General features: G+C 63.5%; 21 protein-coding genes and 1 tRNA gene. 12 read left to right on the top strand and 10 right to left on the bottom strand.

Features of this window, described 5'->3' with window-relative positions:
- The first annotated feature begins 21 nt into the window (after window positions 1-21).
- From ACMGGG_RS25520 to ACMGGG_RS25505, 4 genes are all read left to right on the top strand, one after another.
- Window positions 22-909, top strand: a complete 888-nt coding sequence (locus tag ACMGGG_RS25520) for a 3-keto-5-aminohexanoate cleavage protein (RefSeq protein ID WP_054891720.1) — start codon at window positions 22-24, stop codon at window positions 907-909.
- Window positions 910-994: 85 nt separating this feature from the next.
- Window positions 995-1,960 carry an L-carnitine dehydrogenase gene (locus tag ACMGGG_RS25515; protein WP_112897137.1) on the top strand — a complete coding sequence of 322 codons (966 nt, stop codon included), beginning with the start codon at window positions 995-997 and terminating at the stop codon, window positions 1,958-1,960.
- A gap of 10 nt (window positions 1,961-1,970) precedes the next feature.
- The gene (locus ACMGGG_RS25510; RefSeq protein WP_054891718.1) at window positions 1,971-2,447 is read left to right on the top strand and encodes a thioesterase family protein; all 477 of its coding nucleotides are present in this window, start codon (window positions 1,971-1,973) and stop codon (window positions 2,445-2,447) included.
- Window positions 2,448-2,787: 340 nt separating this feature from the next.
- Window positions 2,788-3,045, top strand: coding sequence for a hypothetical protein (locus ACMGGG_RS25505; protein WP_054891717.1), 258 nt, complete (start codon window positions 2,788-2,790; stop codon window positions 3,043-3,045).
- A 161-nt stretch (window positions 3,046-3,206) separates the two neighbouring features.
- Here the strand turns inward: ACMGGG_RS25505 and ACMGGG_RS25500 are convergent, their stop codons facing one another.
- Both ACMGGG_RS25500 and ACMGGG_RS25495 read right to left on the bottom strand, forming a co-directional pair.
- Entirely contained in the window at window positions 3,207-4,313 is a 1,107-nt protein-coding gene (locus ACMGGG_RS25500; protein WP_054891716.1) for a GlxA family transcriptional regulator, read from the bottom strand.
- A gap of 390 nt (window positions 4,314-4,703) precedes the next feature.
- Entirely contained in the window at window positions 4,704-6,080 is a 1,377-nt protein-coding gene (locus tag ACMGGG_RS25495) for an L-serine ammonia-lyase (RefSeq protein WP_063542272.1), read from the bottom strand.
- A 442-nt stretch (window positions 6,081-6,522) separates the two neighbouring features.
- Here ACMGGG_RS25495 and ACMGGG_RS25490 point away from each other — a divergent pair, with 442 nt between their 5' ends.
- From ACMGGG_RS25490 to choV, 3 genes are all read left to right on the top strand, one after another.
- Window positions 6,523-7,470: a choline ABC transporter substrate-binding protein gene (locus ACMGGG_RS25490; protein ID WP_054891714.1), complete on the top strand. Its 948-nt coding sequence runs from the start codon at window positions 6,523-6,525 to the stop codon at window positions 7,468-7,470.
- 73 nt (window positions 7,471-7,543) lie between these two features.
- Window positions 7,544-8,392, top strand: coding sequence for a choline ABC transporter permease subunit (gene choW / locus ACMGGG_RS25485; protein ID WP_172964837.1), 849 nt, complete (start codon window positions 7,544-7,546; stop codon window positions 8,390-8,392).
- Complete coding sequence (choV, locus tag ACMGGG_RS25480) at window positions 8,389-9,567, top strand: choline ABC transporter ATP-binding protein (protein ID WP_054891712.1); 1,179 nt, start codon at window positions 8,389-8,391, stop codon at window positions 9,565-9,567. The genes choW and choV overlap by 4 nt, the downstream gene beginning before the upstream one ends.
- 114 nt (window positions 9,568-9,681) lie before the next feature.
- On the opposite strand, the gene hisF is transcribed toward choV, so the two are convergent.
- From hisF to ACMGGG_RS25450, 6 genes are all read right to left on the bottom strand, one after another.
- On the bottom strand, window positions 9,682-10,452 hold the full coding sequence (gene hisF / locus ACMGGG_RS25475; protein ID WP_414154639.1) for an imidazole glycerol phosphate synthase subunit HisF: 771 nt from the start codon (window positions 10,450-10,452) through the stop codon (window positions 9,682-9,684).
- Window positions 10,453-10,462: 10 nt separating this feature from the next.
- Complete coding sequence (gene hisA / locus ACMGGG_RS25470; RefSeq protein WP_414154638.1) at window positions 10,463-11,200, bottom strand: 1-(5-phosphoribosyl)-5-[(5-phosphoribosylamino)methylideneamino]imidazole-4-carboxamide isomerase; 738 nt, start codon at window positions 11,198-11,200, stop codon at window positions 10,463-10,465.
- A gap of 28 nt (window positions 11,201-11,228) precedes the next feature.
- On the bottom strand, window positions 11,229-11,489 hold the full coding sequence (locus ACMGGG_RS25465; protein ID WP_054891710.1) for a DUF2164 domain-containing protein: 261 nt from the start codon (window positions 11,487-11,489) through the stop codon (window positions 11,229-11,231).
- Window positions 11,490-12,128: an imidazole glycerol phosphate synthase subunit HisH gene (gene hisH / locus ACMGGG_RS25460; RefSeq protein ID WP_054891709.1), complete on the bottom strand. Its 639-nt coding sequence runs from the start codon at window positions 12,126-12,128 to the stop codon at window positions 11,490-11,492.
- The gene (hisB, locus tag ACMGGG_RS25455; RefSeq protein ID WP_054891708.1) at window positions 12,129-12,722 is read right to left on the bottom strand and encodes an imidazoleglycerol-phosphate dehydratase HisB; all 594 of its coding nucleotides are present in this window, start codon (window positions 12,720-12,722) and stop codon (window positions 12,129-12,131) included. It abuts the gene before it with no gap.
- Window positions 12,723-12,911: 189 nt separating this feature from the next.
- Window positions 12,912-14,570 (bottom strand): OFA family MFS transporter, encoded by a 1,659-nt coding sequence (locus ACMGGG_RS25450; protein WP_063542266.1) that lies wholly within the window; start codon window positions 14,568-14,570, stop codon window positions 12,912-12,914.
- Window positions 14,571-15,044: 474 nt separating this feature from the next.
- Here ACMGGG_RS25450 and ACMGGG_RS25445 point away from each other — a divergent pair, with 474 nt between their 5' ends.
- The 5 genes from ACMGGG_RS25445 (at window position 15,045) to ppk2 (ending at window position 20,199) form a co-directional block, all read left to right on the top strand.
- Window positions 15,045-17,300, top strand: coding sequence for an AsmA family protein (locus tag ACMGGG_RS25445; protein WP_414154637.1), 2,256 nt, complete (start codon window positions 15,045-15,047; stop codon window positions 17,298-17,300).
- Complete coding sequence (gene mutY / locus ACMGGG_RS25440; protein WP_063542262.1) at window positions 17,297-18,364, top strand: A/G-specific adenine glycosylase; 1,068 nt, start codon at window positions 17,297-17,299, stop codon at window positions 18,362-18,364. Before ACMGGG_RS25445 ends, mutY begins: the two co-directional genes overlap by 4 nt.
- Window positions 18,361-18,633, top strand: a complete 273-nt coding sequence (locus tag ACMGGG_RS25435) for an oxidative damage protection protein (protein WP_414154636.1) — start codon at window positions 18,361-18,363, stop codon at window positions 18,631-18,633. The genes mutY and ACMGGG_RS25435 overlap by 4 nt, the downstream gene beginning before the upstream one ends.
- A gap of 122 nt (window positions 18,634-18,755) precedes the next feature.
- Window positions 18,756-18,831 (top strand) — tRNA-Phe (locus ACMGGG_RS25430).
- Window positions 18,832-19,215: 384 nt separating this feature from the next.
- Complete coding sequence (gene ppk2, locus ACMGGG_RS25425) at window positions 19,216-20,199, top strand: polyphosphate kinase 2 (RefSeq protein WP_414154635.1); 984 nt, start codon at window positions 19,216-19,218, stop codon at window positions 20,197-20,199.
- Between the two features lie 54 nt (window positions 20,200-20,253).
- On the opposite strand, the gene ACMGGG_RS25420 is transcribed toward ppk2, so the two are convergent.
- Both ACMGGG_RS25420 and aguA read right to left on the bottom strand, forming a co-directional pair.
- Window positions 20,254-20,451 carry a hypothetical protein gene (locus ACMGGG_RS25420; protein WP_054891701.1) on the bottom strand — a complete coding sequence of 66 codons (198 nt, stop codon included), beginning with the start codon at window positions 20,449-20,451 and terminating at the stop codon, window positions 20,254-20,256.
- A gap of 184 nt (window positions 20,452-20,635) precedes the next feature.
- Entirely contained in the window at window positions 20,636-21,742 is a 1,107-nt protein-coding gene (gene aguA, locus ACMGGG_RS25415) for an agmatine deiminase (RefSeq protein WP_063542260.1), read from the bottom strand.
- Window positions 21,743-21,848: the final 106 nt, after the last annotated feature.

Here is a 21,848-nt window from a genome sequence, read left to right as displayed (position 1 = left end):
AAAGCCTGAAGGATTTACCCCATGAACCACGACGTCATCATCACCTGTGCCCTGACCGGAGCCGGCGACACCGTTGCCAAAAGCCACCTGGTCCCGGTCACCCCCAAGCAGATCGCCGAAGCCGCCGTCGAGGCCGCCAAGGCCGGCGCTACCGTGGTCCACTGCCACGTCCGTGACCCACAGACTGGCCGCTTCAGCCGCGACGTCGCGCTGTACCGCGAAGTGATGGAGCGTATCCGCGAGTCTGACGTGGACGTGATCGTCAACCTGACTGCCGGCATGGGCGGCGACCTGGAGATCGGCCCGGGCGAGGCACCGATGGACTTCGGCGCCGGCACCGACCTGATCGGCCCGCTGGAGCGCCTGGCCCACGTCGAGGCGCTGCTGCCGGAAATCTGCACCCTGGACTGCGGCACGCTCAACTTTGGCGACGGCAACTCGATCTATGTTTCCACCCCGGCGCAACTGCGCGCGGGTGCCAAGCGCATCACCGAGTTGGGCGTGAAGGCGGAGCTGGAGATCTTCGATACCGGCCACCTGTGGTTCGCCAAGCAGATGATCAAGGAAGGCCTGCTCGAAGACCCGCTGTTCCAGCTGTGCCTGGGCATCCCATGGGGTGCGCCTGCCGATACCACCACCATGAAGGCCATGGTCGACAACCTGCCGGCCAACGTCACCTGGGCAGGCTTCGGCATCGGCCGCATGCAGATGCCGATGGCCGCACAAGCGGTGTTACTGGGCGGCAACGTGCGCGTGGGCCTGGAAGACAACCTCTACCTCGACCGTGGCGTGCTGGCCAGCAACGGTCAACTGGTCGAGCGCGCGGTGGAGATCATCTCGCGCCTCGGTGGCCGCGTGCTGACCCCGGCCGAAGGGCGCGAAAAAATGAATCTCAAGCGTCGCGGATAAAACAGCCCCGCCGCAATCCCTGTGGGAGCGGGCAAGCCCGCTCCTACAAGGCCCGCGCCAACCTCAAGCACATAGAGAGACCAACATGTCCTTCATCACCGACATCAAAACTTTCGCCGCACTCGGTAGCGGCGTCATCGGCAGCGGCTGGGTCGCCCGCGCCCTGGCCCATGGCCTGGACGTGATCGCCTGGGACCCGGCACCCGGCGCCGAGCAGGCCCTGCGCAAACGTATCGCCAACGCCTGGCCGGCCCTGGAAAAACAAGGTCTGGCACCGGGCGCCGCACAAGAGCGGCTGAAGTTCGTCGCCACCATCGAGGAATGCGTACGCGACGCCGATTTCATCCAGGAAAGTGCCCCCGAGCGCCTGGATCTCAAGCTCGACCTGCATGCCAAGATCAGCGCCGCGGCCAAGCCCGATGCGATCATCGGCTCCAGCACCTCGGGCCTGTTGCCCAGCGAGTTCTACGAGTCGGCCACCCACCCCGAGCGCTGCGTGGTCGGCCACCCGTTCAACCCGGTGTACCTGTTGCCGCTGGTGGAGATCGTTGGCGGCAAGCACACCGCGCCTGAAGCCATCGAGGCTGCGAAGAGCATCTACACCGCGCTGGGCATGCGCCCGCTGCATGTGCGCAAGGAGGTCCCGGGCTTCATCGCCGACCGTCTGCTCGAAGCGCTATGGCGCGAGGCTCTGCACCTGGTCAACGACGGGGTGGCCAGCACTGGCGAGATCGACGATGCGATTCGCTTTGGCGCGGGTCTGCGCTGGTCGTTCATGGGCACCTTCCTCACCTACACGCTGGCCGGTGGCGATGCGGGCATGCGCCACTTCATGTCGCAGTTCGGCCCGGCGCTGAAGCTGCCCTGGACCTACCTGCCAGCGCCAGAGCTGACCGACAAGCTGATCGACGACGTGGTCGACGGCACCTCCGAACAACTGGGTGAACGCAGCATCGCGGCGCTGGAGCGCTATCGTGACGATACCCTGCTGGCGGTGCTGGACGCGGTGAAGAACAGCAAGGCCAAGCACGGCATGGCCTTTGGCGACTGAGGAGACTGCGATGCCCGCACTGATCACCTACCGCACCCCGGTTCAGCAAGACTGGGTCGATTACAACGGGCACCTGCGCGATGCCTTCTACCTGCTGATCTTCAGCTACGCCACCGATGCGCTGATGGAGCGCATCGGCCTGGACGCCGACAGCCGCGGCCAGAGCGGCAACTCGCTGTTCACCCTGGAGGCGCACATCAACTATCTGCACGAGGTGAAGCTCGGCACCGAGGTCTGGGTGCAGACGCAGATCATCGGCTTCGACAAGAAGCGCTTGCACCTGTACCACACGCTGCACCGCGCAGGCTTCGACGAAGCCCTGTCGGCCAGCGAGCAGATGCTGCTGCACGTGGACCTGGCGGGGCCGAAGTCGGCGCCGTTCAGCGAGCACAGTGCCGCGTTGCTGCAAGGGCTGGTGGATGAGCAGCGTGACCAGGCACCTGCCGAGTTCGTGGGCCGGGTGATCGGTTTGCCTGCACGAACCTGAAGCCTCTCCCGAGGCCGCCCGCGACCCCCGGCCCGGCCGGGGCAAGACAGCGCGCTGTCTTCTTCGCGGGCGAGCCCGCTCCCACAGACAGCCAAAAAAAACCCCGGAAGCCGTGAGCGTCCGGGGTCGAGAGCGAGCAACATCCACTGTGCGTGAATGAGGGTGACCAAACCCTCGGTGCCGTGAATGACTCCAGTGTGCTCACTTCCCTTCTGCCTGATTTAGCCGGGAACGACCTGTTCTTAGCCAAAGCGGCCATCGCGACGTTCTGCCCTTGCGAGGTTGTCGTACTGGTCACAGAATCAGTCGTAAATCACGGCACCAGACAAGGACTACAACCATGATGCATGCGGATTTGATCGACCAGGACGACCTGCTGGGCCACCTGCGCGCACGCGGGTTCGACATTCCGGCCGGGGCCAGCGCCGAGCAGGCGTGCGAAGTGGTGGTGCGCGGGCTGACCGAGCCCAATGCCCGAGCGTTGAAGGGGATGGTGGAGCAGATGTACACCGGCAGCGCGACCATCCTGCCGGCGGTACGTCAGGCGATCGACAAGCAGCTGTTGCCGGCGTTGGCGCAGTTCAGTCAGCGCGCCTGATTCTGGATCTTCACTGAATTCTTCGCGGGCAAGCCCGCTCCCACAGGGATTGGGCTGGCCTTCAGATTTTGAGCAAGACAGTTACTCCCACAGGGTCACGCGATCCCTGTGGGAGCGGCGGTTCGGCGCTCCGATTTACCCGCGAAGAAGGCGACGCCGTCTCAGAGCCTCACACTGGCAAAGGTCGACTCGTTACGCGCCTGGCTCAGGGCCGCCATCGGCCCGCTGTGCGGCGACAGCGCCATGGCCTGCGGAATCGGCATCATCGCCACCTGCTGCGCGGTATTGGAACCTACACGCTCGTCACGCGGCGGAATGCCGAAGTATTCGCGGTAGCACTTGGAGAAGTGCGGCGTCGACACGAACCCGCACACAGACGCCACCTCGATGATCGACATCGGCGTCTGCTTGAGCAGCTGCCGTGCACGGATGAGCCGCAGCTTGAGGTAGTAACGCGACGGCGAGCAGTGCAGGTACTTCTGGAACAGGCGCTCGAGCTGACGCCGCGACACGTTGACGTACACCGCCAGCTCGTCCAGGTCGATCGGCTCTTCGAGGTTGGCCTCCATCAGCGCGACGATTTCCTGCAGCTTCGGCTGGTTGGTGCCGAGCATGTGCTTGAGCGGCACGCGCTGGTGATCCTGCTCGTTGCGGATACGCTCGTAGACGAACATCTCGGAGATGGCCGCCGACAGCTCACGGCCATGATCGCGGCTGATCAGGTGCAACATCATGTCCAGCGGCGCAGTGCCGCCGGAGCTGGTGAAGCGGTTGCGGTCGAGGGTGAACAGGCGCGTGCTCATGTTGACCCGTGGGAAGGCCTCCTGCATCGCCGCCAGACACTCCCAGTGCACGCTGCAGTCGAAGCCGTCGAGCAGGCCGGCACAAGCCAATGCCCAGCTGCCAGTGCACACCGCGCCAAGCCTGCGCGACTGGCGCGCCTGGGCCTGCAGCCAGGTGACGTGTTCGCGGGTCACGGTGCGCTGGATACCGACGCCACCGCAGACGATCACGGTGTCTACCGGCGGTGCGCTGTGCATTGCGGCGTCCGGAGTGATCTGCAAGCCATCGCTGGCCCAGACCTGGCCGCCATCGACGGTCAGCGTATGCCAGCGGTACAGCTCGCGCCCCGACAGCTGGTTGGCCATGCGCAGCGGCTCGACGGCCGAGGCAAGCGAGATCAGGGTGAAGTTGTCCAGCAGGAGAAAGCCGATGGACTGGGGGGCTGTGCGGTTCTGGGTTGGGTTCCCGGAGGTGTACGACGTCATCGCGGTTTCTCCTCACACAATGCAGGGTGTGCCTCAGGCGGGCACCGTTTCTTGTCATGGCCCCGATTCGTATGCAGGGGCTTTGCCAATCTCAACGCAATCGCCGTGCCTGAAATTGAACGGCTATCCAAAAAAACCCAAAAACGACGTTGCCGTGCGAGTTGTAGGGCCTTTCAAGGGGCGCTGGATGAACACCGCAAACAGGCGTGCCAGCGCCTCTGCGTGTAACGACTGAGCAGTTCGGTAGCACTTGTGGGAAGGCTGCCCAGAAGCGACATTCATAAGTGTCACCGACAATGACACCACTGGTCGCGACAGCCGACAGCCGGTCGGCACCGGCTGTTGCACAATAAAGCAGCACAACCGCCGCAAAAGGGCCAGATCAGCGCATCAGCATTCGATGACGCTGACTGCCAACCCGCCGCGGGAGGTCTCCTTGTACTTGTCGTGCATGTCGGCACCGGTGTCGCGCATGGTGCGGATCACCTGGTCGAGGGAGATGAAGTGTTCGCCGTCGCCACGCAGGGCCATCTGCACGGCGTTGATCGCCTTTACGGCAGCGATGGCGTTACGTTCGATGCAAGGCACCTGGACCAGCCCACCGACCGGGTCGCAGGTCAGCCCGAGGTTGTGCTCCAGGGCGATTTCAGCAGCGTTCTCCAGTTGTGCCGGGGTAGCCCCGAGCACTTCGGCCAGACCCGCTGCAGCCATGGCGCAGGCCGAACCGACCTCGCCCTGGCAGCCCACTTCGGCGCCGGAGATCGAGGCGTTCTTCTTGCACAGGATGCCTACCGCCGCTGCGCCCAGGAAGAACTCGACCACGTTGGACTCATCCACCGCGTCGGAGAAGCGCATGTAGTAGTGCAACACTGCCGGGATGATGCCGGCCGCGCCGTTGGTAGGCGCGGTGACCATGCGCCCACCCGCGGCGTTTTCTTCGTTGACGGCCAGAGCGAACAGGTTCACCCACTCCATGGCACTCATGGTCGAGCCGATCACATTCGGCTTGCCGATCTCCTGCAGGCTGCGGTGCAGCTTGGCTGCGCGGCGCCGTACATTGAGCCCGCCGGGCAAGATGCCTTCGTGCTTGAGGCCGTTGTTCACGCATTCCTGCATGGCCCCCCAGAGCTTGAGCAGACCGGCGCGAATCTCGGCTTCGCTGCGCCAGACCTTCTCGTTCTCCATCATCAATTGCGACACGCGCATGTCGTTTTGCTTGCACAGGCGCAGCAGTTCGGCGGCGCTGTTGAAATCGTAGGGCAACACCGTCTGGTCGGCGTCCAGTACGCCGCTCGCGGCCTGCGCCGCATCGACCACGAAGCCGCCACCCACCGAGTAGTAAGTGTCGCGATGCAGCTCGCCCTCGGCACCTTCGGCCACCAGGGTCATGGCGTTGGGGTGGTAGGGCAGGTTCTCGTCGAGCAACAGCATGTCGCGGGCCCAGATGAATTCGATGGGCAGGCGGCTGTCGAGCTGCAAGGTGTTGGTTTCACGCAAGTCGGCGATGCGTGGGGTGATCTGCGTGGGGTCGATTGCGTCGGGCCACTCGCCCATCAGCCCCATGATCGTGGCGTTGTCAGTGCCGTGACCGATGCCGGTGGCCGACAACGAGCCGTACAGCCGTACCTCGATGCGCCGAACCCGCTCCAGATCGCCGCGTTCGCGCAGGCCCTGGACGAACAGTGCTGCGGCGCGCATGGGGCCGACGGTATGCGAGCTGGAAGGCCCGACGCCGATCTTGAACAGGTCGAACACGCTGATGGCCATTGTCGAATCACCTCTTGATGGGCTTGTCTCTGCGCGCCATGTGGCGGCGCAGCCAGCTGCTAGGCTGATAGCGGCGAGTTGCCGCGAATGCACGCATCATCGGGCTTTTACCCCTCCCCTCGCCGTCTGCAACCGACGTACTTTTGTCCGGCAGCGCCCTGTTGCGAAAGCCATCATTGCGCCGCTTTCAGGCGAACGGGTGACGCAAAGACACGGGCCGGGGCGGGGAAAAATCCGTAAGCGACATTGCCCGTACTGGATGCGACCTGTCCTGCACTGGTTACGACTCCACCAGTAGGCGATTGCCGAACGCTGGGGGATTATCGAAAGCGACTCGTATTGCACGGCCACGCAACCTGCCCTCTGCAGGCCAGATCGATCGACGCCCCAGAAAGCGACGACGATTACGCGAACCCGAAGAAAAAATCACAGGAGTCCACCCATGAAAGGTTCACCCTCGCTGTTGTTGGTTGCGTTGCTCGCAGCACCCGTGTTCGCCCAAGCCGCCGAACCGGAACAGTGTCAGACGGTCCGCTTCTCCGATGTCGGCTGGACCGACATCACCGTGACCACGGCAACCACCAGCGTTGTCCTCGAAGCGCTGGGCTACAAGACCCACACCACCATGATCTCGGTGCCGGTGACCTACAAGTCGCTGGCCACCGGCAAGGACCTCGACGTGTTCCTCGGCAACTGGATGCCGACCATGGAAAACGATATCAAGCAGTACCGCGACGCTGGCACCGTCGAGACGGTCCGCGCCAACCTGGAAAACGCCAAGTACACCCTGGCAGTGCCCCAGGCTCTGTATGACAAGGGTCTGAAGGATTTCAGCGATATTCCCAAGTTCAAGAAGGAACTCGACGGCAAGATCTACGGCATCGAACCGGGCAACGATGGCAACCGCACCATCCAGAGCATGATCGACAAGAACGCCTTCGGCCTGAAGGACGCCGGCTTCAAGATCGTGCAGTCGAGCGAGGCCGGCATGCTGTCGCAGGTCGATCGAGCCCAGAAGCGCGGTGAGGCCATAGTGTTCCTGGGCTGGGAACCGCACCCGATGAATACCCGCTTCAAGATGCAGTACCTGACCGGGGGTGATGAGTTCTTCGGTCCCGAGTTCGGCAAGGCCACTGTACTGACCAACACCCGCAAGGGTTATGCGCAGGAATGCAGCAACGTCGGCCAGCTGCTGAAGAACCTGGTGTTCGAGCTCAAGGATGAAAGCACCATGATGGGCTATGTCCTGGACGACAAGATGAAGCCCGAGGCGGCCGCCAAGAAGTGGCTCAAGGACAACCCTGGCAAGCTGGATACCTGGCTGGCCGGCGTCACCACCGTGGATGGCAAACCAGGCCTGGAGGCAGCCAAGGCCAAGTTGACGCAGTAGCTTTAGGCACTACCTCGGGGTGGGACCGTGCTCACCCCGGACTGATTCCAATCATTGCAGGTGGAAGCTCGCTATCATGCTTATCGATCAGAAAATACCTCTGGGGCAGTACATCGCCTCATTTGTCGAATGGTTGACCCAGAACGGCGCCAACTACTTCGACGCTATCGCCCAAGGCCTGGAGTTCATGATCCATGGCGTCACCAGCGCCCTGACCTGGTTCAACCCCTTCGTCCTCATCGCCCTGTTCGCCGCCCTCGCGCACCTGATCCAGCGCAAGTGGGCGCTGACCGTCTTCGTCGCCCTGTCGTTCCTGTTGATCCTCAACCTCGGTTACTGGCAGGAAACCATGGAAACCCTGGCGCAAGTGAGCTTCGCCACGGTGGTCTGCGTAGCCATCGGCGTGCCGCTGGGCATCATTGCCGCGCACAAGCCGATGTTCTATACCGCCATGCGTCCGGTACTCGACCTGATGCAGACCGTACCCACCTTCGTCTACCTGATCCCGACCCTCACCCTGTTCGGCCTGGGAGTAGTACCGGGGCTGATTTCCACCGTAGTGTTCGCCATCGCGGCCCCCATTCGCCTCACCTACCTGGGCATCTGCGACGTACCGCAGGAGTTGATGGACGCCGGCAAGGCCTTCGGCTGCTCGCGTCGCCAACTGCTGACCCGTATCGAACTGCCGCACGCCATGCCGAGCATCGCTGCCGGCGTGACCCAGTGCATCATGCTGTCGCTGTCGATGGTGGTGATCGCCGCCCTGGTCGGCGCCGATGGCCTGGGCAAGCCGGTGGTCAACGCTCTCAACACCGCCGACATCTCGCTCGGCTTCGAAGCGGGCCTTGCGATCGTGCTGCTGGCGATCATGCTCGACCGTATCTGCAAGCAACCGGAACTGCCGGCAAGGAGTGAAGCATGAGCATCATTCGCTTCGAAGATGTCGACGTCATCTTCTCCAGCAAGCCGCGCGAAGCGCTGTCGCTGCTCGACGAGGGCAAGACCCGCGAGCAGATCCTCAAGCAGACCGGGCTGGTGGTCGGCGTCGAAAAGGCCAACCTGGATATCGAGAAAGGCGAAATCTGCGTGCTGATGGGCCTGTCGGGCTCGGGCAAATCGAGCCTGCTGCGCTGCATCAACGGCCTGAACACCGTCAGCCGCGGCAAGCTGTTCGTCGAGCACGAAGGCAAGCACATCGACATTGCCCACTGCACCCCGGCGGAGCTGAAGATGATGCGCACCAAGCGCATTGCCATGGTGTTCCAGAAATTCGCCCTGATGCCCTGGCTGACCGTACGCGAGAACATCAGCTTCGGCCTGGAAATGCAGGGTCGCCCCGAGAAAGAGCGGCGCAAGCTGGTCGATGAAAAACTCGAGCTGGTGGGCCTGACCCAGTGGCGCAACAAGAAACCGGACGAACTGTCCGGGGGCATGCAGCAGCGAGTGGGCCTGGCCCGTGCGCTGGCGATGGACGCCGACATCCTGCTGATGGACGAGCCCTTCTCTGCACTCGACCCGCTGATCCGCCAGGGCCTGCAGGACGAGCTGCTGGAACTGCAGCGCAAACTGAGCAAGACCATCGTCTTCGTCAGCCACGACCTGGACGAGGCGCTCAAGCTGGGTAGCCGCATCGCGATCATGAAGGACGGCCGGATCATCCAGTACAGCAAGCCGGAAGAGATCGTGCTGAACCCGGCCGACGAATACGTGCGCACCTTCGTCGCCCACACCAACCCGCTCAATGTCCTGTGCGGGCGCAGCCTGATGCGCAGCCTGGACAACTGCAAGCGGATCAACGGTTCGGTGTGCCTGGATCCGGGTGGTGATTCATGGCTGGACCTGGGCGAGGGCGGCTCGATCAAGCGCGCGCGCCAGGGGCAGAACGGGTTGGACCTGCAGAATTGGGTGCCAGGGCAGGATGTGGAAAGCCTGGGTCGCCTGCCAACGCTGGTGCACGCCGACATCGGCATGCGCGAGGCACTGCAGATTCGTTATCAGACCGGCAACAAGCTGGTGCTGCAGGAGAACGACAAGGTGGTCGGTATTCTGGGCGACAGCGAGCTGTATCACGCGTTGCTCGGCAAGAATCACGGTTGAAGCAATTGGGGCCGCGTCGCGGCCCTTCGCGGGCAAGCCCGCTCCCACAGGATTTACACAACCTGTGGGAGCGGGCTTGCCCGCGAAGGCTGCAAAGCAGCCCCAATCACTGATTCAGCGTACGACGATCCCGCGCGAAGCCATGTAGCCCTTGGCCTCGGGCACCGTGTACTCGCCGAAGTGGAAGATGCTCGCCGCCAGCACCGCGCTGGCATGCCCTTCCAGAATCCCATCGGCCAGATGCTGCAGGTTGCCCACACCACCGGAGGCGATCACCGGAATCCCCAGCGCATCGCTGATGGCACGGGTCACGCCAAGGTCGAAGCCGTTCTTCATGCCGTCCTGGTCCATGCTGGTCAGCAGGATCTCACCGGCGCCCAGCCCTTCCATCTTCTTCGCCCACTCCACCGCATCCAGACCGGTGGGCTTGCGCCCGCCATGGGTGAAGATCTCCCAGCGCGGCGTTTCGCCTGGGCCAGAAACCTTCTTGGCGTCGATGGCCACGACAATGCACTGCGAACCGAAACGGTCGGCAGCTTCGCCAACGAACTCAGGGTTGAACACTGCGGCGGTGTTGATCGAAACCTTGTCGGCACCGGCGTTGAGCAGGTTGCGGATGTCCTGCACGGTACGCACGCCACCCCCGACGGTCAGCGGGATGAACACCTGGCTGGCCATGCGCTCGACGGTATGCAAGGTGGTATCACGGCCATCGACACTGGCGGTGATGTCCAGGAAGGTGATCTCGTCGGCGCCCTGCTCGTTGTAGCGACGGGCGATTTCCACCGGATCACCCGCATCACGGATGTTCTCGAACTTGACGCCCTTGACCACCCGGCCGTTGTCCACGTCCAGGCAAGGGATGATGCGCTTGGCCAGTGCCATGGTTCAGTCCTCAGCCTTGGTAGTTGTCGCAGAAGGCCTGGGCCTCGGCGACATCGAGGGTGCCTTCGTAGATGGCACGCCCGGTAATGGCGCCGATGATGCCTGGGGTCTTGGCGTCCAGCAGGGCCTTGATGTCACCCAGGTTGTGGATGCCGCCCGAGGCGATCACCGGGATCGAGGTGGCTTCGGCCAGGGCCTTGGTGAAGGGCACGTTGCAGCCCTGCATCATGCCGTCCTTGGCGATGTCGGTGTAGACGATCGCCGAGACGCCATCGGCCTCGAATCGCTTGGCCAGGTCGATGACCTGCACCGAGCTCACTTCAGCCCAGCCGTCGGTGGCGACAAAACCGTCCTTCGCGTCCAGGCCGACGATGACCTTGCCCGGGAACGCCTTGCACGCCTCGGCGACGAACTCAGGCTGCTTGACCGCCTTGGTGCCGATGATCACGTAGCTGACGCCAGCCTTGACGTAGTGCTCGATGGTTTCCAGCGAACGGATGCCGCCGCCGATCTGGATCGGCAGTGTCGGGTAGCGCTTGGCGATGGCAGTGACCACTTCGCCGTTGACCGGCTGGCCCTCGAAGGCGCCGTTGAGGTCGACCAGGTGCAGGCGGCGGCAGCCACCCTCGACCCACTTGGCAGCCATGCTCACCGGGTCGTCGGAGAATACCGTCGAGTCTTCCATGCGGCCCTGGCGCAGGCGCACGCAGGCACCGTCCTTCAGATCGATAGCGGGGATAATCAGCATCTTGGAAACCTGTTCTAATCGGTGGAGTTCAGGGCTTCTCGAGCGCCCACAAGTCGCTTTCGATGCTTTCGAACCGCTCCTTGAGGTGCAGTTGAACATCGGCAATCGCCCTGTTGTAGTAATGGGGTGCAATTTCCTTGCTGAACAATTCGAGGACCTCGGCCACCTCGAACGAACCGAGCGTCAGCTCGAAGCGGTCTTCAAGGAAGCGCTTGAGCACATCGAGTGCCTCGCGCTCCTGCTCGGGGGCCAGGGTGATGACCGGGGCCTTGGTCTTCGACCTGCTCATTTACCAGCGCCCGTCCCAGGCGACGAAGTTCTGCAGCAGTTGCAGGCCGTGCGTGTGGCTCTTTTCCGGGTGGAATTGCACGGCGAAGCGCGAGCCGTCGGCCAGCGCAGCGGCGAAGTCGACGCCATAGTGACCGCGACCGACCACCTGGCCCGGCTTGCCGGCATTGATGTAGTAGCTGTGCACGAAATAGAAACGCGCGCGGTCCGGGATGTCGTGCCACAGCGGGTGGTCGATGCACTGGCTGACTTCGTTCCAGCCCATGTGCGGCACCTTCAGGTGCTCGCCGTCTTCCTCCAGGCCCTTGCCGAAGAAACGTACCTGGCCGGGGAACAGGCCGATGCAGTCGACGCCTTCGTTCTCCTCGCTGTGCTCGAGCAGCGCCTGCATGCCGACGCAGATGCCGAGGAAGGGGCGGTCCTGGCTGACTTCACGCACCAGGCTGTCGAAGCCCAGGCGACGAATCTCGGCCATGCAGTCGCGGATCGCGCCGACGCCTGGGAACACCACGCGATCGGCCTCGCGGATCACCGCCGCGTCGCTGGTGACCAGCACCTTGCCAGCGCCCACGTGCTCCAGGGCCTTGGCCACCGAGTGCAGGTTGCCCATGCCATAGTCGATTACCGCTACCGTCTGCATCTACAGGCACCCTTTGGTGGACGGCATCTGCCCCGCCATGCGCTCATCGAGCGTCACGGCCATGCGCAGGGCGCGGCCGAAGGCCTTGAACACGGTTTCGATCTGGTGGTGGGTGTTGTGACCACGAATCGTGTCGATGTGCAGGGTCACCAGGGCGTGGTTGACGAAGCCCTGGAAGAACTCCTGGAACAGATCGACGTCGAAACCGCCGACCGAGGCGCGGGTGAACGGCACATGCATCTGCAGACCGGGACGGCCGGAGAAGTCGATGACCACGCGCGACAGCGCTTCGTCCAACGGCACGTAGGCGTGGCCGTAGCGGAAGATGCCCTTCTTGTCGCCAATGGCCTTGGCGAAAGCCTGGCCGAGGGTGATACCGACGTCTTCGACGGTATGGTGATCGTCGATATGCAGGTCGCCCTTGCATTCGATGTCCAGATCGATCAGCCCGTGCCGGGCGATCTGGTCGAGCATGTGTTCAAGGAAAGGCACACCGATATCGAATCGGGCCTTGCCGGTGCCATCCAGGTTGATCGAGGCCTTGACCTGGGTTTCCAGGGTATTGCGCTCGACGGAAGCCTTACGTTCGACCATCACCAGCTCCGCAAAATCATTGGGCGAAAAGGGCTCCATTATAGGCCCAGAATGCGCCGGCTTGAAACGCGGATGACGTGTGGCAGCACAAAGCATTCGCGGGCGAGCCCGCTCCCACAAGGGCAACATCGCCTTGCAGGAGCGGGCTCGCCCGCGAAAGGGCCCTTTCAGGCCCGGCAAATCAGTGCATCAGTGGAACAGCACCGCCGTCTTCTGCAGGGTGATCCACACGCCCCAGGCCAGCGGAATCACCACCACGGCCCAGGCCAGCAGCACCAGCGGCAGGCTGCCAGGCGCTGCATGCCACTCCAGCGACTGCGCACCATCGGCGCCCTTGTCGTGGCTCAGCGCGCGCTCGGCGGCAAGTTCGGCCTCGGTCATGAAGTACTTGTCGGCCACCGGGCGCACCAGCAGGTTGCAGATGAAACCCAGCACCAGCAGGCCGGCGAGGATGTACAGGGTCATGTCGTAGGCGGCGGCACGCGGTACGCCCGCAGCCAGCTGGGCTTCACGCAGGTAGGTGATCAGCACCGGGCCGAGCACGCCGGCTGCTGCCCAGGCGGTCAGCAGGCGACCGTGGATCGCACCGACCATCTGCGTGCCGAACAGGTCGGCCAGGTAGGCGGGCACTGTGGAGAAGCCACCACCGTACATCGACAGGATGATGCAGAACGCCGCCACGAACAGCGCGACGTTGCCGATGTGGCCCATGTTCGGCACCAGGGTGTACAGGCCCACGCCGATGGCGAAGAAGGCGAAGTAGGTGTTCTTGCGCCCGATGTAGTCGGAGAACGACGCCCAGAAGAAGCGCCCGCCGATGTTGAACAGGCTCAACAGGCCGGTGAAGCCGGCAGCGATCGCAGCGATCTGTGCCAACTGCGCGGCATTCAGCTCGCTGAAGCTCAGGTCGTTGCCCAGCAGCTTGCCGCCGAACACTTCCTGCAGCAGTGGCGAGGCCATGCCCAGGATGCCGATGCCGGCCGAGACGTTCAGGCACAGCACCAGCCACACCAGCGCGAACTGCGGGGTCTTCCAGGCCACGCTGACGTGCACGTGACGGTCGGTGACCATGGCGTTGGCCTTTTTCACCGGCGGCGTCCAGCCCTCAGGCTTCCAGCCGGTCGGCGGCACGCGGTACGCCAGGGCGCCAGCAGTCATGAACACGAAGTAGATCGCCGCCATGGCGATGAAGCTCTGCCATACGCCGACTTCCTGGCCGTTGGCGAAATGCCCCATCAGTGCAGTGGCCAGTGGCGCCCCCACCATCGCGCCGCCGCCAAAGCCCATGATCGCCATGCCGGTCGCCATGCCGCGCTTGTCCGGGAACCACTTGATCAGCGTCGAAACCGGCGAGATGTAGCCCAACCCCAGGCCGATACCGCCGATGACACCCGAGCCCAGCCACATCAGCCAGAGCTGATGGGTCTTGATGCCGATTGCCGAGATCACCAGGCCGCCGCACCAGCACAGCGCCGATACCAGGCCAGCCTTGCGCGGGCCGGCGTGTTCCAGCCAACCGCCCAGCACGGCGGCCGAGCAGCCGAGGAAGACGAAGAACAGGGTGTAGATCCAGCTGAGCATCGAGATCTGCCAGTCGCAGTCGGCGCTGAACAGACGGGCGATGAAGCCCATGTCAGGCGAGCAGGCGACCGGTGCGGTGATGCCGATGGCCTGGGACAGAGGCAGCCAGAACACCGAGAAGCCATAGGCCATGCCGATGCACAGGTGAATGGCCAGGGCGGCCGGTGGAACCAGCCAGCGATTGAACCCTGGCCGGGCGATGATGCGCTCCTTCGACAGGAAGCCCGGCGCGCTCGTCGCCGCTCCTGCCGTAATACTGCTATTCATGGATTCGATCCTTTTATGTATGGTTGCGCTTTCGGATCGTTTCCCTGGCTGTTTCGCGGCACACAAGGCGAAATTGGCACCGTTTTCGGCGTCGTTGCCCCGCGACAATAGGTCGCGGTCACTCCGGAAGCTGCGCAAGGTTACCAGCATAAGATGACGGCGAGATCAATCTGACATCATTATTTTTCATAAAACTGAACCGGTACAGGTCGGACGCGCAACCGTTTGCGATGTGCAGCGACCTCTTCGCGGGCAAGCCCGCTCCTACAACGGCGGTACCACGCGGCTTTCGTGGGAGCAGGCGTGCCCGCGAACGAGACCGACGCCGACTCGAACGTGGAACTGCCCAAGCCAGAACTGTCGAATCCGATTCGCAGGAAACGCCCTGTATCTCTTGTCAGATACTCAGAAGCGATGGTCGCGGCGCTATACTCTGCCGCTCGAATTCACCTATCGGACTACAAGGACTCGCCCATGAAAGCGTTCGGCAAATTCCTGGGGCTGGGACTTCTCGGGTTGTTGCTGATCATCGTGGCGCTGGGCTTCGCCCTGACCCACCTCTTCGATCCCAACGACTACAAAGACGAAATCCGCCAGCTGGCCCGCAACAAGGCCCACGTCGAGCTCACCCTCAACGGTGACATCGGCTGGAGCCTGTTCCCCTGGCTGGGCCTGGAACTGCACGAGGCGAGCATCGCCACGCTGAACAACCCCAAGCAGCCGTTCGCCGACCTGCAGATGCTCGGCCTGTCGGTGCGCGTGCTGCCGCTGCTGCGCCGTGAGGTGCAGATGAGCGACGTGCGCATCGAGGGCTTGAACCTTAGGTTGCTGCGCGACGAACACGGCCATGGCAACTGGGAGGATATCGGCAAGCCGCTCCCCGACCCGAATGCCACGGCCAGCAACCAGCCGGCCCCTGCCGAAGGCGCGCCCGCGCAGCCATCGGCGCAGGCGCAGGCCAGCAGCGAACGCGCGGTGAAGCTGGACATCGACAGCCTGACCGTCAACAACGCGCGGGTGCAGTTCACCGATGAGCAGAGCGGCAAAAGCTATGGCGCCGAAAGCATCCAGTTGAGCAGCGGGCCCATTCACGATGGGGTCAACACCCCAATCAAGGCCAGCGCCTTCCTCAGCGCCAGCGAGCCGAACATCAAGGCTCGTACCGAACTGGTCGGCGACCTGCGCTTCGACCGCAAGCTCAAGCGCTACAGCCTCGAAGACATGCGCCTGTCCGGCGAAACCTCGGGCGAGCCGACCGCTGGCAAGACCGTGACCTTCGCCGCCCAGGGCCAGGTGCTGGTCGACCTGGGCGCCAACGTCGCGTCCTGGAGCGGCCTGAAGGTCTCGGCCAACCAGTTGCGCGCCCTCGGCGAGCTGAGCCTGCGCGACCTGGACAAGGCGCCGCAAATCAGCGGCGGGCTGTCCATCGCCCAGTTCGACCTGCGTACCTTCCTCGACGGCATCGGTCATCCGCTGCCAGCCACTGCCGACCCGGCGGCCTTCGCCAAGCTGGAACTGGTCGGCCGCCTGCAGGGCACACAGAACTCCATCGCCATGGAAGACCTGGCGGTGAAACTCGACCAGAGCACCTTCACTGGCCGTGTCGCCGTCGAAGACTTCGCCAGGCAGGCCCTTCGCGTGCAGCTCAAGGGCGACACCTTCGATGCCGACCGCTACCTGCCTGCCAAGAGCGATGAGGCCAAGGGCGCCAAGGCCGCGCGCCAGGCCGAGGTCAAGCAACAGGAAGCCAGCGCGATCGCCGGTGCCGGCACCACGCCGCTGCCCAACGCCCCCACTCAAGTAGCCTGGAGCAACGACAAGCTGTTGCCGGTCGATCGCCTGCGCGCCCTCGACCTGCAGGCCGATCTGTCGTTCGGCGCGCTGACCCTCGACAAGCTGCCGATCACCGACGCCCAGCTCAAGGCCAATGGCCAGGGCGGCCTGGTCACCCTGGAGACCCTGCGCGGTGGCCTGTACAACGGCACCTTCGAAGCCAAGGGCACCGTCGACGTACGCCCTGCCGTCCCGCAGCTCGGGGTGAATACCAGGATCAACCGGGTACCGGTCGAGCACTTCATCAAGCGCGAAAGCCCGGATCAGGCACCGCCGGTCAAGGGCCTGCTGACCTTGTCGAGCGACCTGACCGCCACCGGCAACAGCCAGAAGGCGCTGATCGATACGCTCAACGGCAACGCCAGTTTCACCATCAATGACGGTGTGCTGGTCAATGCCAACCTCGAGCAGCAGCTGTGCCAGGCCATCGCCACGCTCAACCGCAAGCAGCTCAGCGGCGAGCCACGGGCCAAGGACACGCCCTTCCAGGAACTGCGCGGCACGCTGGTGGTACGCAATGGCGTGGCCAGCAACCCAGACCTCAAGGTGCGCATCCCGGGCTTGACCGTGAACGGCCAGGGCGACCTGGACCTGCGCGTACTGGGCATGGACTACGGCGTCGGCGTGGTGGTCGAGGGCGACCAGCGCGCCATGCCGGACCCGGCGTGCCAGGTCAATGAGCGCTATGTCGGCGTCGAAGTGCCACTGCGCTGCCGCGGCCCGCTCGAACTGGGGGCCAAGGCCTGCCGCCTGGACCAGGACGGCCTGGGCAAGGTTGCCGCGAAGCTTGCGGGCAACCGCCTGAAAGACAAGATCGACGAAAAGCTCGATGAAAAACTCGGCGACAAGGTGAGCCCTGAATTGAAAGACGCGCTCAAGGGGCTGTTCAAACGATGAGCCCCCAGCAGTTCTCCAGCGCCGTGCTGGCGTGGTTCGACCAGCACGGCCGTCACGATCTGCCCTGGCAACAGGGCATCACCCCCTACCGGGTGTGGGTGTCGGAAATCATGTTGCAGCAGACCCAGGTCAGTACCGTGCTCAACTACTTCGACCGCTTCATGCAGGCCCTGCCCACCGTGCAGGCCCTGGCCGAGGCGCCGGAAGACGAGGTCCTGCACCTGTGGACGGGCCTGGGCTACTACACCCGCGCTCGCAACCTGCAGAAGGCCGCGAAGATCGTCGTCGCCCAGCATGGCGGCGAGTTCCCGCGCAGCGTCGAGGCGCTGACCGAGCTGCCCGGTATTGGCCGCTCCACCGCAGGCGCCATCGCCAGTATCAGCATGGGCATCCGCGCACCGATCCTCGACGGCAACGTCAAGCGCGTCCTGGCGCGCTTCACCGCGCAGGCCGGTTACCCCGGCGAGCCGAAGGTGGCCAATGCGCTGTGGGCCGCAGCCGAGCGTTTCACCCCGATGACCCGGGTCAACCACTACACCCAGGCGATGATGGACCTGGGCGCCACGCTGTGTACACGCAGCAAGCCCAGTTGCCTGATCTGCCCGCTGCAGCAGGGTTGCGAGGCGCACCTGCTCGGCGACGAGAAACGCTACCCCGAACCCAAGCCGCGCAAGGCCCTGCCCCAGCGCAAGACGCTGATGCCGCTGCTGACCAACAACGAAGGCGCCATCCTGCTCTACCGCCGCCCCTCCAGCGGCCTGTGGGGCGGCCTGTGGAGCCTGCCAGAGCTCGACAGCCTGGCGCAGCTTGACGACCTTGCCTACCAGCACGGCCTGCGCATGACCGAAAGCCAGGCGCTGCAAGGCCTGACCCACACCTTCAGCCACTTTCAGCTGGCGATCGAGCCGTGGCTGGTGCGTGTCGACCCGCTCGGATCGCACGTGGCCGAGCCTGACTGGCTCTGGTATAACCTCGCCACCCCGCCGCGCCTGGGCCTGGCAGCCCCGGTCAAGAAGCTGCTCGCACGCGTGGCCGACGAATTGATTGCAGGAGAAGCCCGATGACCCGCACCGTGAAGTGCCGCAAGTACAACGAAGAACTGCCAGGCCTGCCACGCCCGCCCTACCCTGGCGCCAAGGGCCAGGACATCTACGAGCACATCTCGCAGAAGGCCTGGGACGAGTGGCAGAAGCACCAGACCATGCTGATCAACGAGAAGCGCCTGAACATGATGAATGGCGAGGACCGCAAATTCCTCCAGGTGGAAATGGACAAGTTCTTCGCCGGCGAGGAATACGCCCAGGCTGAAGGCTACGTTCCACCCAGCGCGTGAACCCGATCCGAACGGTTCGCTGTACAAAAAATAGCCAACATTCGTAAGCGACGGAATTAATTTAAAAAATTTTCAAAAAGTCGTTGACGCAAGGTCTGAAAACCTTTTTAATTCGCCCCGTCGCCCAGATAGCTCAGTCGGTAGAGCAGAGGATTGAAAATCCTCGTGTCGGCGGTTCGACTCCGTCTCTGGGCACCACCATTAAGCATCGGGTGGTTGCAAAGTTACCCGAAGCGACACAAGAAACCCGCCTAGTGCGGGTTTTTTGTTGCCTGCGATTACGCTTCTTCGTCAGTGCAACCATCCATGCCCCTCGCCTGTACCAACCTAATTGCCATTGCGCATTCGCTGGAGCAAGGTGAACGCACGCCAGCCAACCCGTAAATCGACGTCTCTGCGATCAAATTCTGTTTTTTGCAGAACCGGGCCGCTGCGCGGCCCAATCGCGGGGCGAGCCCGCTCCCACAGGGTGTACTGCGGCGAAGGCCTCTCTCCACCGGCCAGCATTGACCAGCATCAAAAAGCCACCAGCCGCACCGCCCTACACTGCGCCATGGACCCCCGATCCCCGAAAGGACCTCCATGAGCGACGATTCCCCCCTCCCCCTTCCCAGCCCCATCGAAGCTGCCGCGGCTACACCACTGCGCACACCGCGCCCTCGCAAGCGCAAACCGCAAGCGTCCATCACCCGGATCAGCCAGCAGCCTACCGCCCTGGAAGTCGCCACCGCCCCTAAAGGCAGTAACGAAGACAGCACCAGCGCGCGCCTGCCGGCCAGCTACCCCTACCGCACGCGCATGCGCCGCCAGGAGTACGAAAAGGCCAAGCACGCGCTGCAGATCGAGCTGCTGAAGGTGCAGAGCTGGGCGAAAGATACCGGCCAGCGCATCGTGGTGCTGTTCGAGGGACGCGATGCAGCGGGCAAAGGCGGAACCATCAAGCGCTTCATGGAGCACCTGAATCCGCGAGGGGCTCGCATCGTAGCGCTGGAGAAGCCGTCCGAGCAGGAAAAGGGCCAGTGGTACTTCCAGCGCTACATCCAGCACCTGCCTACGGCGGGCGAAATGGTGTTCTTCGACCGCTCCTGGTACAACCGCGCCGGGGTCGAGCGGGTCATGGATTTCTGCTCACCGCTGCAGTACCTGGAGTTCATGCGCCAGGCACCTGACCTTGAGCGGATGCTGTGCAACAGCGGCATCCTGCTGTTCAAGTACTGGTTCTCGGTGAATCGCGAAGAACAGCTGCGCCGCTTCATCTCCCGGCGGGACGACCCACTCAAGCACTGGAAGCTGTCGCCAATCGACATCAAGTCACTGGACAAGTGGGACGACTACACCGCCGCCAAGGAGGCGATGTTCTTCCACACCGACACCGCCGATGCGCCCTGGACGGTGATCAAGTCCGACGACAAGAAGCGCGCCCGGCTCAACTGCATCCGGCACTTCCTTCACTCGCTGGATTACCCGGGCAAGGACCACAGCGTCGCCCACGCGCCAGATCCACTGCTGGTGGGTCGTGCCGCTCGCGGGTTCGAGGAAGAGGACGCTGCCGAGCTGGCCAGCTGAAACAAAAACGCCACCGTCGATACGGTGGCGTTTTCGTTATGCGATGCCTTGCCTTCAGTGCCAGACAGCAACCAGAGCCTCGAGCTCCGCTTCACTGAGCAGGCCTTGAGGATAACGACCATCCAGAAGGCGGCGCGTATCGGTCTTCCTGACCCGGATGTTTCCATGGTGCTTCAACCATTGCGCCAGCACCTTGAGCGATTCGTGATTGATCGCCATTGGAGACAAAGCCGACTCACTTGTTGCATTCATTCGACACGTACTCCCTGGGGCCGTGAGCGGCTAAATTACTGTGAGATTGTTACAGAACAGCGTGGACCGCCGCCCCGAAACACCCCAGGGAAATGCAATACAAGAGCTGTGCCAGCGCGTGGATAAATCGTTTGCGCGAAGCAAAAGGGCCTGTCATTCGACAGGCCCTTTCAGTGTTCGGCGATCAGCGCTTGACCGGTGCCGGTTGCTGCTGGGTGAGGCAGTGGATGTTGCCGCCGCCCAGCAACAGCTCGCGACCCGGGATCATCACCACTTCATGGTCCGGGAAGACCTTGGCCAGAATCGCTCTAGCCTGGGCATCTGCCGGGTCGTCGAAGCTCGGCGCGATGATGCCGCCGTTGACGATCAGGAAGTTCACGTAGGAGCCGGCCAGGCGCACCGACGGGTCACGCTCCTGGCTGCCAGCGACCTGGTCAACGCCGGCGCATTCTTCCTCGGTGGCGAACAGCGGCCCAGGAATGGGCATCTTGTGCACCACGAACTCGCGCCCCTTGGCATCGCGGGTGTTTTTCAGCACCTCGTAGGCAGCCTGGCAGCGCGCATAGTTGGGGTCGTTGGAATCATCGGTCCAGGCCAGTAACACTTCGCCCGGGCTGACGTAACAGCAGAAATTGTCGACGTGGCCGTCGGTTTCATCGTTGTACAGGCCTTCGGGCAGCCAGACGATGGTCTCGACTGCCAGATGTTCGCGCAGCACGTCTTCGATCTGCTCACGCGTGAGGTGCGGGTTGCGGTTGCGATTGAGCAGGCACTCTTCGGTGGTGATCAGGGTGCCTTCGCCGTCCACGTGGATCGAACCGCCCTCGAGTACGAAACCTTCAGTGTGGTAGCGCTGGCAGCGCTCCATCTCCATGACCTTGGCGGCCAGTTCTTCGTCACGGTTCCAGGGCGCATACAGGCCGCCATCGAAACCGCCCCAGGCATTGAAGCCCCAATCCACGCCACGCACTTCGCCATGATCGTTGATCACGAAGGTCGGGCCGGTGTCGCGGACCCAGGCGTCGTCGTTGCTGATCTCGACCACGCGAATATTGGGCAGGTCGAGCTGGCGGCGGGCATTTTCGTACTGGCCCGCAGATACCGCCACGGTGACCGGCTCGAAGCGGGCAATGGCCTTGGCCAGGGTGACGTGCGCCGCCTGCGCGGGCTTGCCGCCCAGGCGCCAGTTGTCCGGGCGCTCCGGCCAGACCATCCATACCTGGGTTTGCGGGGCCCACTCGGCGGGCATGTGGAAACCGTCGGCGCGGGGAGTCGAGTTCAGGGTCTTCATGAGTAGCCTCTGGATGGCCCGGCAGGCTGGTGCCAGGGTTGATTGTGCGGGTGTCTGTCAGGGCCTCTTCGCGGGCAAGCCCGCTACCACAGGGGCAGCATCAGTT

It is taken from the genome of Pseudomonas sp. BNK-44-b (assembly GCF_047456245.1).
GTDB lineage: Bacteria > Pseudomonadota > Gammaproteobacteria > Pseudomonadales > Pseudomonadaceae > Aquipseudomonas > Aquipseudomonas machongensis.
The sequence above is the reverse complement of the archived record's forward strand: the minus strand, read 5'-3'. Positions and strand labels throughout refer to the sequence as shown.

Excerpts from the sequence above, each read along its gene's own strand:
- ACMGGG_RS25520 (WP_054891720.1), top strand. The coding sequence starts at position 22 with ATGAACCACGACGTCATCATCACCTGTGCCCTGACCGGAGCCGGCGAC.
- ACMGGG_RS25515 (WP_112897137.1), top strand. The coding sequence starts at position 995 with ATGTCCTTCATCACCGACATCAAAACTTTCGCCGCACTCGGTAGCGGC.
- ACMGGG_RS25510 (WP_054891718.1), top strand. The coding sequence starts at position 1,971 with ATGCCCGCACTGATCACCTACCGCACCCCGGTTCAGCAAGACTGGGTC.
- ACMGGG_RS25505 (WP_054891717.1), top strand. The coding sequence starts at position 2,788 with ATGATGCATGCGGATTTGATCGACCAGGACGACCTGCTGGGCCACCTG.
- ACMGGG_RS25500 (WP_054891716.1), bottom strand. The coding sequence starts at position 4,313 with ATGACGTCGTACACCTCCGGGAACCCAACCCAGAACCGCACAGCCCCC.
- ACMGGG_RS25495 (WP_063542272.1), bottom strand. The coding sequence starts at position 6,080 with ATGGCCATCAGCGTGTTCGACCTGTTCAAGATCGGCGTCGGGCCTTCC.
- ACMGGG_RS25490 (WP_054891714.1), top strand. The coding sequence starts at position 6,523 with ATGAAAGGTTCACCCTCGCTGTTGTTGGTTGCGTTGCTCGCAGCACCC.
- choV (WP_054891712.1), top strand. The coding sequence starts at position 8,389 with ATGAGCATCATTCGCTTCGAAGATGTCGACGTCATCTTCTCCAGCAAG.
- hisF (WP_414154639.1), bottom strand. The coding sequence starts at position 10,452 with ATGGCACTGGCCAAGCGCATCATCCCTTGCCTGGACGTGGACAACGGC.
- hisA (WP_414154638.1), bottom strand. The coding sequence starts at position 11,200 with ATGCTGATTATCCCCGCTATCGATCTGAAGGACGGTGCCTGCGTGCGC.
- ACMGGG_RS25465 (WP_054891710.1), bottom strand. The coding sequence starts at position 11,489 with ATGAGCAGGTCGAAGACCAAGGCCCCGGTCATCACCCTGGCCCCCGAG.
- hisH (WP_054891709.1), bottom strand. The coding sequence starts at position 12,128 with ATGCAGACGGTAGCGGTAATCGACTATGGCATGGGCAACCTGCACTCG.
- hisB (WP_054891708.1), bottom strand. The coding sequence starts at position 12,722 with ATGGTCGAACGTAAGGCTTCCGTCGAGCGCAATACCCTGGAAACCCAG.
- ACMGGG_RS25450 (WP_063542266.1), bottom strand. The coding sequence starts at position 14,570 with ATGAATAGCAGTATTACGGCAGGAGCGGCGACGAGCGCGCCGGGCTTC.
- ACMGGG_RS25445 (WP_414154637.1), top strand. The coding sequence starts at position 15,045 with ATGAAAGCGTTCGGCAAATTCCTGGGGCTGGGACTTCTCGGGTTGTTG.
- mutY (WP_063542262.1), top strand. The coding sequence starts at position 17,297 with ATGAGCCCCCAGCAGTTCTCCAGCGCCGTGCTGGCGTGGTTCGACCAG.
- ACMGGG_RS25435 (WP_414154636.1), top strand. The coding sequence starts at position 18,361 with ATGACCCGCACCGTGAAGTGCCGCAAGTACAACGAAGAACTGCCAGGC.
- ppk2 (WP_414154635.1), top strand. The coding sequence starts at position 19,216 with ATGAGCGACGATTCCCCCCTCCCCCTTCCCAGCCCCATCGAAGCTGCC.
- ACMGGG_RS25420 (WP_054891701.1), bottom strand. The coding sequence starts at position 20,451 with ATGAATGCAACAAGTGAGTCGGCTTTGTCTCCAATGGCGATCAATCAC.
- aguA (WP_063542260.1), bottom strand. The coding sequence starts at position 21,742 with ATGAAGACCCTGAACTCGACTCCCCGCGCCGACGGTTTCCACATGCCC.